Annotated in this window: 14 protein-coding genes; 11 read left to right on the top strand and 3 right to left on the bottom strand. The window is 55.4% G+C overall.

Annotation, left to right across the window (positions count from 1 at the left end):
- Positions 1-37: 37 nt before the first annotated feature.
- The 4 genes from urtB to urtE are packed head-to-tail and all read left to right on the top strand — an operon-like array spanning position 38 to position 4397.
- Positions 38-1732, top strand: a complete 1695-nt coding sequence (gene urtB, locus VOI35_RS03650) for an urea ABC transporter permease subunit UrtB (protein ID WP_407276534.1) — start codon at positions 38-40, stop codon at positions 1730-1732.
- Between the two features lie 3 nt (positions 1733-1735).
- On the top strand, positions 1736-2887 hold the full coding sequence (gene urtC, locus VOI35_RS03645; protein ID WP_407276533.1) for an urea ABC transporter permease subunit UrtC: 1152 nt from the start codon (positions 1736-1738) through the stop codon (positions 2885-2887).
- The gene (gene urtD / locus VOI35_RS03640) at positions 2884-3714 is read left to right on the top strand and encodes an urea ABC transporter ATP-binding protein UrtD (RefSeq protein ID WP_407276532.1); all 831 of its coding nucleotides are present in this window, start codon (positions 2884-2886) and stop codon (positions 3712-3714) included. Before urtC ends, urtD begins: the two co-directional genes overlap by 4 nt.
- The gene (gene urtE, locus VOI35_RS03635; RefSeq protein ID WP_407276531.1) at positions 3702-4397 is read left to right on the top strand and encodes an urea ABC transporter ATP-binding subunit UrtE; all 696 of its coding nucleotides are present in this window, start codon (positions 3702-3704) and stop codon (positions 4395-4397) included. Before urtD ends, urtE begins: the two co-directional genes overlap by 13 nt.
- A gap of 42 nt (positions 4398-4439) precedes the next feature.
- Here the strand turns inward: urtE and VOI35_RS03630 are convergent, their stop codons facing one another.
- A complete protein-coding gene (locus tag VOI35_RS03630) occupies positions 4440-5423 on the bottom strand; it encodes an integron integrase (protein ID WP_407276530.1) in 984 nt (327 codons plus the stop codon).
- A gap of 147 nt (positions 5424-5570) precedes the next feature.
- On the opposite strand from VOI35_RS03630, the gene VOI35_RS03625 reads away from it, so the two are divergent.
- The 7 genes from VOI35_RS03625 (at position 5571) to VOI35_RS03595 (ending at position 11742) form a co-directional block, all read left to right on the top strand.
- Positions 5571-6392: a hypothetical protein gene (locus tag VOI35_RS03625; protein ID WP_407276529.1), complete on the top strand. Its 822-nt coding sequence runs from the start codon at positions 5571-5573 to the stop codon at positions 6390-6392.
- A 51-nt stretch (positions 6393-6443) separates the two neighbouring features.
- Positions 6444-6962: a hypothetical protein gene (locus VOI35_RS03620; RefSeq protein ID WP_407276528.1), complete on the top strand. Its 519-nt coding sequence runs from the start codon at positions 6444-6446 to the stop codon at positions 6960-6962.
- An 84-nt stretch (positions 6963-7046) separates the two neighbouring features.
- Positions 7047-7529: a hypothetical protein gene (locus VOI35_RS03615; protein ID WP_407276527.1), complete on the top strand. Its 483-nt coding sequence runs from the start codon at positions 7047-7049 to the stop codon at positions 7527-7529.
- A 99-nt stretch (positions 7530-7628) separates the two neighbouring features.
- Entirely contained in the window at positions 7629-8294 is a 666-nt protein-coding gene (locus VOI35_RS03610; RefSeq protein ID WP_407276526.1) for a hypothetical protein, read from the top strand.
- Positions 8291-9811 (top strand): hypothetical protein, encoded by a 1521-nt coding sequence (locus VOI35_RS03605; RefSeq protein ID WP_407276525.1) that lies wholly within the window; start codon positions 8291-8293, stop codon positions 9809-9811. Before VOI35_RS03610 ends, VOI35_RS03605 begins: the two co-directional genes overlap by 4 nt.
- Positions 9812-10327: 516 nt before the next feature.
- Entirely contained in the window at positions 10328-11272 is a 945-nt protein-coding gene (locus VOI35_RS03600; protein ID WP_407276524.1) for a transposase, read from the top strand.
- Entirely contained in the window at positions 11269-11742 is a 474-nt protein-coding gene (locus VOI35_RS03595; RefSeq protein WP_407276523.1) for a transposase, read from the top strand. The genes VOI35_RS03600 and VOI35_RS03595 overlap by 4 nt, the downstream gene beginning before the upstream one ends.
- 266 nt (positions 11743-12008) lie before the next feature.
- Here the strand turns inward: VOI35_RS03595 and VOI35_RS03590 are convergent, their stop codons facing one another.
- The gene (locus VOI35_RS03590; RefSeq protein ID WP_407276522.1) at positions 12009-12350 is read right to left on the bottom strand and encodes a type II toxin-antitoxin system RelE/ParE family toxin; all 342 of its coding nucleotides are present in this window, start codon (positions 12348-12350) and stop codon (positions 12009-12011) included.
- Entirely contained in the window at positions 12350-12625 is a 276-nt protein-coding gene (locus VOI35_RS03585) for a type II toxin-antitoxin system Phd/YefM family antitoxin (RefSeq protein WP_054257227.1), read from the bottom strand. Before VOI35_RS03585 ends, VOI35_RS03590 begins: the two co-directional genes overlap by 1 nt.

The following is a 12625-nucleotide window of genomic DNA, read 5'->3' as shown; positions in this document are numbered from 1 at the left end:
CGGGCACGCCCCGCGCCTTTTCGTAAATGAGGTTGACATGAACACCCAAACATATCCTGCGGCGCGTTGGCGATGGGCTGGGCTTGTACTGGCAGCGCTCCTCGGCACCGCGCCAGTGCAAGCCGAGCCGATTGCTCACGCGATACCGGCGCCGTCCAACCCAAGCCAAGCGTCAGACCCTGCCGCCACGCCGCAAGGACTGGCCCCCGGCAGCGCGTTGCTCGAAGCACTGGCCGAGGGCGGCATGCGCCGCAGCCAAGCTCTGAGCCAATGGATCGAACACCCCCCGGCGAGTACCGCCGACCAAGCCGCCCTCCGGGCACTCAATCACGACCATCTCTATATTCAGACCACGCCCCCGGCTCGTCTAGGAATTCGGCAGGAAGGGGACAGATTGATCGACCCAACCACCGGCCAGCTCCTGGGGAAAGCGGATGATTCCGGCTGGGAAAAAATCAGCCTGAATAACGCCATCCGCATCAAGCTGCGGCCGCGCATCGATCTCATGGATCTCACCGCCGCCGACCCCGCAACACGCCACGCGGCGGCCGAAGATTTGTTTTCTGCCCGGCTGACCCCGGCCTATATTCAGGAAATCAAAACCTTACTCCCAAACCTGGCCGAACCTGAAACCCAGGCCAAACTCAAGCAACTGGTGGCCGGTTTTGAATTGACCGCCCCGGACCCCGCCACACGCCTCACCGCCATCGCGGGGGTGGCGGATGCGCTCGATCCGGAAATTCGCGCCCGCCTCGCGCCGCTGGCCGCGTCCGATCCCGATCCAGCCGTTCGCGCGGCCGCGCAGAAAGCACTCAACCACATCGACCAGCGCGTGGCCGCCTGGCAATTCGGCCAGAATCTGGTTTTCGGGCTCAGCCTGGGTTCCGTGCTGCTGCTCTCCGCTATTGGCCTCGCCATTACCTTCGGCGTGATGGGCGTGATCAATATGGCGCATGGCGAAATGATGATGATCGGCGCCTACACCACCTGGGTGTTACAACAACTCTTGCCACAACATCTCACCGCCGCGCTGCTGCTGGCCATTCCGGCAGCCTTTGTCGTCGCCGGGCTGGTCGGGATCGCCATCGAACGCGGGCTGATCCGGTTTTTGTATGGCCGTCCGCTGGAGACGCTGCTCGCCACTTTTGGCCTCAGCCTGATTCTGCAACAGGCCGCACGGCTGATCTTCACGCCGCTGAACCGCGCCGTCGCCCTCCCGGAGTTCATGCAGAACAGCTGGGTGCTCAACCCGGTATTCGCCATCACCTATAACCGGTTGTATATCCTGATTTTTTCCCTGATGGTGTTTTTCGCCCTGCTGCTCCTGCTCAAACGCAGCACCTTTGGCCTGCGTATTCGCGCGGTGGCGCAAAACCGGCAAATGGCGCGCGCCTGCGGCGTGCGCTCTGGCTGGATCGACGCGCTCACCTTCGGCCTGGGCTCGGGCATCGCGGGGGTCGCGGGCGTCGCCCTCGCGCTCATCACCAATGTCGGCCCGAACCTTGGGCAAAACTACATCGTCGATTCGTTCATGGTCGTCGTGCTCGGTGGCGTCGGCAATCTCTGGGGCACCCTCGTCGCTGGGATGGGCATCGGCGTGCTGAATAAATTCCTGGAACCCTACGCCGGCGCGGTGCTCGCCAAAGTCGTGGTGCTGGTATTGGTGATTCTGGTCATTCAAAAACGCCCACGCGGGTTATTCCCGCAAAAAGGCCGTGCGGCGGAGGAATAAGCGATGTTGAGTAAAAGACTGTTTGCCAGCCACGATGCCGTCGGCTTCTGGCTGCTCGGGCTGATTGCCCTGATGCTGCTCTGGGTCAGTATTGCCAATCTCGCCATTGCGCAGGATAGCCCCTGGCATGTCTCCACCTACACCGTCACCCTGTTGGGCAAGTTCCTGTGCTACGCGCTGCTGGCGGTTTCGATCGATCTGATCTGGGGCTACGCCGGGATTCTCTCGCTCGGACATGGTGCCTTCTTCGCGCTCGGTGGCTATGCGATGGGGATGTACCTGATGCGCCAGATTGGCGACCGGGGGCAATACGGCAACCCGAATCTGCCGGATTTCATGGTGTTCCTGAACTGGCATGAATTGCCGTGGTACTGGCACGGCTTTGAACACTTCGGATTCGCGGTGTTGATGGTCGTGCTGGTGCCGGGTCTGCTGGCGGGACTGTTTGGCTGGCTCGCCTTCCGCTCGCGCGTCTCGGGGGTGTATCTGTCGATCATTACCCAGGCACTCACCTTCGCGTTAATGCTGGCGTTTTTCCGCAATGAAATGGGTTTTGGTGGCAACAATGGCCTGACCGACTTCAAAGACATCCTCGGCTTTGCCATCAGCGATGACCGAACCCGCATCGGCCTGTTTGTGGCCTCCGGTCTGGCGCTGATGGGCGGCTATCTATTGGCGCGCGCCGTGGTGCGTTCACGCTTCGGACGCGTCCTTGTGGCACTGCGTGATGCCGAACCCCGCGCCCGCGCCTGTGGCTATCCCGTCGCCCGCTACAAGCTGATCGTATTCGTGCTCTCCGCCATGCTCGCCGGCATCGCCGGGGCGCTGTATGTGCCCCAGGTCGGCATCATCAATCCCGGCGAGTTTTCGCCCCTCTCATCGATCGAGGCCGTCGCCTGGGTTGCCACAGGCGGACGCGGCACCCTGTTCGGCCCGATCATTGGCGCGTTTGTGGTCAACTACAGCAAGACGGAACTCACCACCCTTGCGCCGGATGCCTGGCTGTTCCTGCTTGGCGCACTGTTCATCCTCATCACGGTTTTCCTGCCGCAAGGATTGGTCAGTTTATTTCGGCGTCGAAACCGACCCGCCACGGCGCCCGCAGAATCCGCCCCCACGACCCAGAGCGAGAACACCACGGAGGCCGAATCATGAGCCTAACCCACACCGACCACGCCGCGCTGGGTCAGCGCGTGGCCAATACCCCCGACAATCAACCCGATGTCAGTCACGGCAGCATCCTGTACATCGAAGGCGTCACCCTGAGCTTCGATGGCTTCAAGGCACTAAACAACCTGAACTTAACCCTAGATGACGGCGAATTGCGCTGCATCATCGGGCCGAATGGCGCGGGAAAATCCACCCTGATGGATGTCATTACCGGACGCCGCCGACCCGATGCTGGGCAGGTCTATTTCGGCCAGAATATTGACCTGCTCAAAAAAGCCGAACACGAAATCGCCCGGGGCATGGTGGGACGGAAGTTTCAACGCCCCACCGTGTTCGAAGCCCTGAGCGTGGCCGAGAACATCGAGCTCACCTTGGCCGGTTCACGCTCACCCTGGCGCATGCTGCGCGCGCGCCGCACTCCGGCGGAAAGGGAGCGCATCGACGACATTCTGGCCACCATCGGCCTGCTCGAACACCGCCATGCCGATGCACGCATCCTCTCGCATGGCCAGAAACAATGGCTGGAAATCGGCATGCTGCTGGCGCAAGACCCCCGCATTCTGCTGGTGGATGAACCCGTGGCCGGCATGACCGGGGAAGAAGTCGCCCGCACCGCCGAGCTGCTGACCAGCCTGGCGGGTGAGCGCACCGTCGTCGTCGTCGAACACGACATGGCCTTTGTGCGCAAAATCGCCCAGAAAGTCACCGTGCTGCATCAAGGCAGCGTACTCGCCGAAGGCAGTCTCGACGCCGTGCAGAAAAACCCCAAGGTGATCGAAGTGTATCTCGGAGAAACACCATGCTCACACTAAGCGGCCTTAATCAATACTACGGCGGCAGCCACATCCTGCATGACATAGAGCTGCGCATTGGCGCGGGGGATCTCGTCTGCCTGCTCGGGCGCAATGGCGTCGGCAAAACCACCCTCATGCGCAGCATCATGGGGCAAGTGCCGATTAAACAAGGACAAATCCACTGGGATGAGCGCCCAATCCACACGCTGACCACCGAACAACGCGCCCGCCTCGGGATCGGCTTCGTCCCGCAAGGGCGGGAAATCTTCCCGCTGCTCACCGTCGAAGAAAACCTCAAACTCGCCCTGGCCGGCCGGCGCGATGGTCAGCGCAAAATCCCCGCCCTTATCTACGAATTATTCCCCGTGCTCAAAGAGATGCACCATCGGCGGGGTGGCGACCTCTCCGGCGGCCAACAACAACAGCTCGCCATTGGCCGCGCCTTGGTGCTCGACCCCAAAATCCTGCTGCTCGATGAACCCACTGAAGGCATCCAGCCGAATATCGTGTTCGAAATCGGTCAGGTGCTGCGGCGGCTGAATCAGGAACTCGGGCTGGCCGTCCTGCTCGTCGAACAAAAGCTGCCATTCGCGCGCCAGGTCGCCGATCGGTTCCTCATCATGGAACGCGGCCAAATCCAGGCAGAAGGCGCGATGAACACCCTGGACGACAGCCTGATTCAACGCTACCTCACCGTGTAACGCTACTTGGAAACACCCCGGCGGCTTGCCTCGCCGGGCGGCTCAACGATCGAGCGGACTCACCACACCGCGCCCGCCTCTATTCAACACATGGGTGTAAATCATGGTTGTTGATACATCCGAATGCCCCAACAACTCCTGCACCGTACGGATGTCGTAGCCCGACTCCAGCAAATGCGTGGCAAATGAATGGCGCAAGGTGTGCGGCGTGGCCGGCTTCACCAAACCCGCCGCCTGCACGGCTTTTTTCATCGCCCGCTGCAACAGCTTCTCATCCACATGATGCCTTCGCTCAGCACCGCTGCGGGGATCAATCGAAAAACTACCCGAAGGAAACACATACTGCCAACCCCATTCCGTCGATGCATTCGGATACTTCCGCGCCAACGCATCCGGCAGATAAACCGTGGCCTTTCCCACACGCACATCATCCTCAAACACCACCCTGCGCAGACGCAACTGTTCCTGTAAAGGCAAAACCAGCGACTGCGGTAACAGCGTCACCCGATCCTTCCCACCCTTGCCGTCACGAATCAAAATCTCGCCGCGCGCGAAGTCCACATCCTTCACCCGCAAACGCATACACTCCATCAAGCGCATCCCCGTGCCATACAGCAAGCGCGCCATCAAACCATACACGCCGGACATCCGATCCAGCACCCCACGCACCTCCTCCCGCGTCAACACCACGGGGAGCCGCTGCGGACGCTTGGCGCGCGTCACATCATCCAGCCAGGGCAGATCAATACCGAGTACTTCTTTATACAAAAACAACAATGCCGATAACGCCTGATTCTGTGTCGAAGCCGCTACATTCCCTTCGACCGCCAGATGCGTCAAAAACGCCTCCACCTCCTGCGCACCCATGTCCCTCGGATGCCGCTTGCCATGAAACACAATAAACCGCCAAACCCACTGCACATATTGCGTTTCCGTGCGGATGCTGTAATGCTTCGCGCAAATCCTGTCTCGCACTAGGTCGAGCAGTTTGGGCGGATGGATCACAGGTGTGTTTGGATTCGACATGGAGCCCCCTATCCAGGGATGAAACTATAAATATCAATTGACTAGGAGCAATAGACCATGTTATACACCTTTCAGTATTCTGAATATACACCGATTTCGGTGTCTACTTAACGTTATACCCGTCTAGATCAATAAGGATTGCCCAGTATGAGCGAGAAGGAAATCAGTTTGATTTTTCGACTTGAAGGTGGAATCGCCGATGAGGGCTTATTAGATGTTTATGATGCAGCAAACACTATTTACGGCCTGGCGCGAGCCGTCAACCTCGTGTCCCATTCATTCGCAAATGACGAAGAGGTACGCAAAAAAAATCAAAGTGCTCACGGAGCAAAGGCTTTTATTCATTCCTCAAAAAAGGGATGCTTTGAAGAACAGATCGATATTAGATTCGATCAAAAAACAGTTCAGAAAATTGGGCATTCTGTATTGGCCAATACGTTTTGGGATTATCTAAACTGGACTTGGCACTCAGCGGTTGGGTTTGCTTACGAACCTAAGACATCACAGGTTAAAAAGATCTCTGAGAAAAATGATTTATTCATATATGAAATATCAGATGCATTAGAAAGTCCGATGCAATTGGCTCATAGAGCAATTGCTCATGACAATTCCATTAGGGCTTTCCTATCCCGCCCTCGAGTTGGCGATTCGTTAGAGCTAACATCTGCCACGCTGGACTATGTAAGCATTCGGGAAGAACAAACTCAAACAGAGTACATCCTTGGAAATATTACGAGGGTTAATGTTTTGAGCCAATTCGGCCGTCTTTTCTCTGATGAAGAAGGCAGAGTTGTTTCATTCGAGCTGGCCAATCCTGACGACAAACGTGTAAGGGGGTTGGCTCTCAAATCCATGCAGAGCCATAACGAAGGAGAGACTGGGAAAATGCACCTTAAAGTCACAAAAATAGTCAGTGCTCAGGGCGTGGTGAAGCGCTATGTTGTTCACGATATTCTAGAGATCGTGTAGATGGCCGCTCCGGAGCAGTATTGCATACCCTTTTCCCAAGTATGTCGCCCAATGCAAGAGTGGGCGGTTTATTGGCAGGCGCTTGGGGTTCTGGCTGCGATTGTATTTGGCGCTGTTGGTTTGTACAAAATCTATCACGAACTTCGTCGCCTAAATGAACAGCGAGAAAAGGATGTTTATGACAAAGAAATAGCAGCACGCCTGAAGAGAACAGAGTTCTTTTTATCACAGCACCGGCGCTTATTTGATGACAAAGACTTATACGAGGTACTTTGCCTTATTGATGCCGATAATCCTCTTCTTGCAGAGGAGAACATGTGGGATAAAAAAAGGAAGCTTCTGGTTTTTTTTGAGGAGATTGCTCTTCTTATTAGGAGTAATCAAATTGAACAAAATGTGGCGCTCTATATGTTCGGATACTATTCGTTGTGCGCGCGCCACGGTAAAAACTTTGCGCATGGAATCAATCCATCTAGGGAGCACTGGGCTCTGTTCTACGAGTTCTCTGACAATGCCGAGGAATTTTTGAAAAAGAATAATGATGGCCCCCCCAAGGAAATGGCGTTGTAGCGATCAGGGTATAACCATTCGTTCCAGCGGACCGTCAAAAGCTGCGCTTTTGCCGTCCGCTGAACTCAAACGTTAGAGCGCGCTATGTCCCACCTCGAATCACTCATCGTTGAATACCTCGACTGGCAGGGTTACTTGGTGCGCCGAAACACCAAGGTTGGGCGGCTAAAACATGGCGGCTGGGAAATGGAGCTTGACGTTATCGGCTACAACCCGCACACCACCGATCTCGTTCATTACGAGCCGTCGGTGGATGCGCACACGTGGGATACGCGCGAGGCCAGATACGTCAAGAAATTCGAGGCGGCACGGAAACTCATTTTTACTGAAGTCTTCTCTTGGTTATCGCCAGAAACGCCATTGCGTCAAATAGCCGTGTTTCCCTCTCACCCCAAAAGCCGAGACACCATTGCAGGCGGTCAAATCATGTCCATTGATGAGTTTGTCGCTGAGGTTCGTTCAAAGGTCGTCGAGTGTGGTGTTGCTTGCCGCAGTGCCATATCCGAAAATTACCCGCTTCTGCGCATGTTGCAGCTTTCTCATTGTGGCTATAACCGTGCGCTCTAACACTGCATTCCACCCGACCGCCTACAGCGGGCTTCGCCCGCTTCCGGCGTCGGGTGAATTTGAACGTTAGGTTTTCTCAATTATTAGGAGTCATCATTCTTGACACAACTAACCCTTCAAATGCTATGCCGCGAAGCAGATCAGTTTTCTTGCGAAGAAAGCACCCATCCCGAACCTTCATTATTCGGGGTAACGGATGGAAAGGCCGTTGGTACTTACCTTGAGCACAAATTTAGGAATTACCTAGCTTCCAAAGGTTACATTTTTCAGCTAGGAAGTTCGGCTAATGGAATGGATTTTCCTAGCCTGAATGTTGATATGAAAGTCACCAGCATAAGGCAACCGCAATCATCATGCCCTTTCAAATCCGCAAGGCAAAAGATTTATGGACTTGGTTATTCCCTCATTGTTTTTGTGTACGACAAAAGTGACGATCCAATAACTAATACCGCAACTCTTCGCATTACTAGCGCGATATTTGTAGAGGCTCGCCGCTCGGCGGATTTCCAAATGACGGCAGGGCTACGCGACATATTAAGCAAAAATGGCAACAGGGATGACCTTATGGCATTTATGATGGATAAATGCTTACCAGTCGATGAAATAGAACTGAACAATCTTGCTGACGAGGTTATAAAAAATCCACCAGAACAAGGTTATTTAACAATTTCTAACGCCCTCCAATGGCGGCTTCAATATTCCCGCGTCATAACAGAGGCGGGAAATGTTGACGGGTTACATTTACTTTATAGGGGCATGATATGAATACCACGAGGAAGCGGCAAATTGAATTTGGCGACTTCCAAACCCCGCCCACCTTGGCTTATGACATTTGTCAGCGGTTAGTCAGCCTCGGGATTAAGCCGGAAATAATAATAGAGCCGACTTGCGGACGTGGTGCGTTTGTCTTAGCGGCGGCTAATACTTTCCCGCAAGCTCGGGAAATATTCGGATTCGAGATTAATAACAGTTACCTTGACGAACTCCGCAGCAAATTAGCCAGCCTTAGCAATCCTAAGCAAATACACTTAGAACACGCGGATTTTTTCGCTACAGACTGGCAAGAGCGGATAAAGGGGTTTAATGGGGAAATCCTTGTATTGGGTAATTTCCCATGGGTTACAAATTCCGTTCAAGGCTCTATAGGCGGCTCTAACTTGCCGGAAAAATCAAACTTCCTAAAGTTTAATGGCTTCGATGCCATTAGCGGAAAGGCTAACTTTGATATTTCGGAATGGATGCTTTTGGATGTGCTGCGCTGGCTTAAGGAGCGAAGCGGCTATATTGCAATGCTGGTAAAAACCGCAGTCGCCAGAAAAATCCTAGCCCATGCAGAAAAACAGGATTCTTCGGTTATGGAGGCATCACTAATCAAGATTGATGCTAAAAAACATTTTGGGGCTTCTGTTGATGCCTGCCTAATCGTTGTCCGGCTCGGTGCTTCCCCGAAAACCGTCAACTATGATTACACCGTATTTGAAAGTCTCGAAGACACCCACGGCTGCCGAGTGGGTCATCGCATGGGGCTTACTGTCGGCAACCTCGATTTATTCGAACGGTTTTCCTTTCTGATCGGCCAGTCTCCGAAAAAATGGCGTTCCGGGGTCAAGCATGATGCATCGGCAGTAATGGAGTTTACCCGTAACGGCAAAGGCTTGGAGAACGGTATAGGCGAGGTTGTAAGGCTGGAAGATAATTATTTATTCCCGCTCCTTAAAGGCTCTGACATCGGGAGTAATAAGCCGTGGCGGGAAAAATTTGTTCTGGTGACTCAACGCTATGTAGGAGAATCAACGGAGCAAATCCGAACCGATGCCCCTAATACATGGAAATATCTTTTAGGTCATGCATCCATATTAGACTCAAGGAGAAGCACTATTTACGCTAAAAATCCCCGCTTCTCTGTGTTCGGTGTCGGTGAATATGCGTTTAAGCCCTGGCGCATTGCAATTTGTGGACTTTACAAAGCTCTGCGCTTCCGCCTTGTCGAACCTATAGATGGCAAGCCTGTAATCTTTGATGATACTGTTTATTACCTGTCCTTTGATGCAGAAGCAGAAGCCCGGAAAACATTTGATATGTTGAACTCGGAGGCGGCGGTAAGCCTGCTTTCCTCTCTGATATTCTGGGATGAGAAACGGCCAATAAAAACCGCTATCCTCAACCTCCTTGACTGGTCTCGCCTTGATATAGATTCAAAAGAACTTCATCAAGTCGAAATAAACCTAACAAGTCGTTCCAGCGGACTCCGCTATCGCTCCGCCGCTGAACTCTGTCGTTAGCCACAAGGGGGGGGTTATGAAGCGACTTGGCCTATTACTGGCTACGGTAGCCACGCTCGCACTTACAACTGGGTCGGCGCGCGCCGACTGTGAGGATGGTCACTGGGTTCAGTCGGTATCCTCGAACGGCGCTATCGTCATCCTTGAGGATGGATCGGTATGGGAGATTGACCCAGCCGACCAAGTAGATACGGCGTTGTGGTTGCCAACCACCAACATAGTCGCGTGTGATGACAAACTCATCGACACTGACGATAACGAGATTGCAGAGGCCACACGCATCAAGTAGTTGTGGCTAACCAGTCATTCAAGCGGACGGCTTCGCCGCCGCTCAACTCCAGCGTTGACGCTGTAGAAAAACCGACCTCCGAGGCTTTTGCTGCGCGATAATCCCCGCACCCCCGTTTCACCTTCGCGAGGATGCACGATGCCGAGATACAAACCCGTCCATCGGGGTTTATTGATGCTTCCCGTCGACCTCGAACGGCAAGTCCAGCCCGGCCCTTCGAACACGCTTTGTGTCAGCTCGTCGATCACGAATTCGACCTCTCCGCCTTCCACGCCCGCTATCGCAACGACCAGAACGGTGCACCCGCTTACGATCCTGCGGTGTTGCTCAAGATCGTCCTCCTCGCCTACAGCCGCGGCATCGTTTCCAGCCGACGCATCGAGGCGGCCTGCCGCGAGAACATCCTCTTCATGGCCGTCTCCGGTGATTCCACCCCCGACTTCACCACGCTCGCCGCCTTCGTCTCCGACATGGGCGATCTGACCCAGACCCTCTTCGCCCAGGTGCTCACCGTCTGCGACCGGCAGGGGCTGATCGCCCGCGACATGTTCGCCATCGACGGGGTGAAGCTGCCGTCTGCCGCCAGCAAGCAGAAGTCCGGGACGCGTGCGGACTATGCGAAACAACTCGGCAAGATGGAGAAGACCGTCGCGGCGATGCTCGCCAAACACCGCGATGCCGACCAGGTCGGCGATGCGCCGGATGCACGCGAGACACGCCGGATCGAGCGCATTCAGACCGAGTCCCGCAAACTGCGCGACTGGCTCGCCGCGCATCCCGAGGATCGCAAGAGCAGCAAGGGCAAGATTCGACTCTCGAACCGCACCGACAACGAATCGGCCAAGATGGCCACATCCAAGGGCGTGATTCAGGGATACACCGGGGCGGCGGTGGTGGACGAGGCGCACCAGATCGTCGTCGTTGCCCAGGCGCACGGCACCGGCTCCGAACAGGAATTGTTGATCCCGCTCGTCGAGGCCACCGCCGATCTCAGGCGTGCCGACACGGCGATCACGGCGGATGCCGGTTACCACAGCGAAGCCAACCTCGAACACCTCGCACAACACGCGGTCGATGCCTGGCTGCCGGACAACGGGTACAGAAAGCGTGACGAACGCTACGCCGATCAGGATCATCACAAACAGCGCCCCGATCCGCTGTACGACAAATGAAAAAGCCCGTCCTGTTCAAACCGGCTGACTTCGCGTTCGACGGCACGATCTGTATCTGCCCTTCGGGCAAGACGCTTCATCGCAAGGGACAGCACTGCGTGACCGACCGGGGCTATCGATCAATCCGGTTCCGGGGTGCGGAAGAAGACTGTGTTCCATGTACCCTGCGCGATCGCTGCCTGCGCACGCCGGAGAAGACGAAGACGCGTCAGGTGGCGTTCTTCCAGGGCAAGGCCGAAGGCCACGAGACCCACACCGACCGCATGAAACACAAAATCGACAGCGCGGCGGGGAAGGCGATGATCACCCGGCGGTTCGCGACGGTGGAGCCGGTGTTCGGCAATCTGCGCTACAACAAACGTCTGGACCGTTTTACGCTACGCAGCAAAAGCAAGGTCGATGTGCAGTGGAAGTTGTGGTGCATGATGCACAACATCGAGAAACTGGGACATCATGGATACGGGATGTGAGGCGGGGGACATCATGGGCGCGGTGACGACGGAAACAAGGGCAGTGCGGCCGCAAGCGCACACGCCTGCTCGCCACGACGCAAACGCTGCAAGCCTCGCAAACCCGATTTGCAGTCGCCAATCGATGACGCCGGGGCGCATAGGGCGGGACGAAAATTGGGTTTTTCTACAGCGTCGTTAGATTTACTCATGCTTTTTTAAACCGTCCGGTTCAATGGGGCAAAACCCCTCCCGAGCTTAAGAGCACTGGCGCGGGTTGCTGCGGGTCAAGCACCTAATAGGCGGCGAGCGAGTACGGATTGCATGTCACGACGTCCGTCAGCAATCAAGTAAATAATGACTTGGTTGCCTGTGACACGATAGATCACGCGGTAGGGTTTGAAAGATGTCTGGCGGTATTCTTTGATCCCAAGGCCGACTAGTTCCTTCGGATAACTGCCGCGTTCCGGGAATTTCGACAGACTCTCCACAACGTCCATCAACTCATCCAACACATAGTTGGCGTTGGCGACGCAGTCGAATTCAGAGATGTAGTCGTGGATGGCCTCCAGATCCTGCTCCGCACCCTCGGTGAGCAGAACCTCAAACTTGGCAGATGTGCCTACCATCAGACTGAGGCTCGCTTGGCCCGCAAGCGGGCAACGACGTCAGCGACGGGCTTGACCTTGCCAGCGGCCACATCCTGATTGCCCAACGCGAGGATCTTTAGCAAGGCGAGTGTTTCTTGCGTCTCCTCGAACGAAGCGACGTCCTGCAGGACAGCCTTGGCTTCGCCGTTTTGGGTGATGACCATCGGTTCACGCTGCTCCGCGAGGTGCGTCAGGACCTCGGCTGCGTTGGCTTTGAGATAGCTGATCGGCTTGACTTGTGATGAGTAGCGCAT

The organism is Halothiobacillus sp. DCM-1 (genome assembly GCF_045689735.1).
Lineage (GTDB): Bacteria > Pseudomonadota > Gammaproteobacteria > Halothiobacillales > Halothiobacillaceae > Halothiobacillus.
The sequence above is the reverse complement of the archived record's forward strand: the minus strand, read 5'-3'. Positions and strand labels throughout refer to the sequence as shown.

What these genes read in the sequence shown, in the direction of transcription:
- VOI35_RS03595 (WP_407276523.1), top strand. Translation starts at nt 11,269, where the DNA reads ATGAAAAAGCCCGTCCTGTTCAAACCGGCTGACTTCGCGTTCGACGGC.
- urtB (WP_407276534.1), top strand. Translation starts at nt 38, where the DNA reads ATGAACACCCAAACATATCCTGCGGCGCGTTGGCGATGGGCTGGGCTT.
- VOI35_RS03625 (WP_407276529.1), top strand. Translation starts at nt 5,571, where the DNA reads ATGAGCGAGAAGGAAATCAGTTTGATTTTTCGACTTGAAGGTGGAATC.
- VOI35_RS03630 (WP_407276530.1), bottom strand. Translation starts at nt 5,423, where the DNA reads ATGTCGAATCCAAACACACCTGTGATCCATCCGCCCAAACTGCTCGAC.
- VOI35_RS03615 (WP_407276527.1), top strand. Translation starts at nt 7,047, where the DNA reads ATGTCCCACCTCGAATCACTCATCGTTGAATACCTCGACTGGCAGGGT.
- urtD (WP_407276532.1), top strand. Translation starts at nt 2,884, where the DNA reads ATGAGCCTAACCCACACCGACCACGCCGCGCTGGGTCAGCGCGTGGCC.
- VOI35_RS03585 (WP_054257227.1), bottom strand. Translation starts at nt 12,625, where the DNA reads ATGCGCTACTCATCACAAGTCAAGCCGATCAGCTATCTCAAAGCCAAC.
- urtC (WP_407276533.1), top strand. Translation starts at nt 1,736, where the DNA reads ATGTTGAGTAAAAGACTGTTTGCCAGCCACGATGCCGTCGGCTTCTGG.
- VOI35_RS03620 (WP_407276528.1), top strand. Translation starts at nt 6,444, where the DNA reads ATGCAAGAGTGGGCGGTTTATTGGCAGGCGCTTGGGGTTCTGGCTGCG.
- VOI35_RS03605 (WP_407276525.1), top strand. Translation starts at nt 8,291, where the DNA reads ATGAATACCACGAGGAAGCGGCAAATTGAATTTGGCGACTTCCAAACC.
- VOI35_RS03590 (WP_407276522.1), bottom strand. Translation starts at nt 12,350, where the DNA reads ATGGTAGGCACATCTGCCAAGTTTGAGGTTCTGCTCACCGAGGGTGCG.
- urtE (WP_407276531.1), top strand. Translation starts at nt 3,702, where the DNA reads ATGCTCACACTAAGCGGCCTTAATCAATACTACGGCGGCAGCCACATC.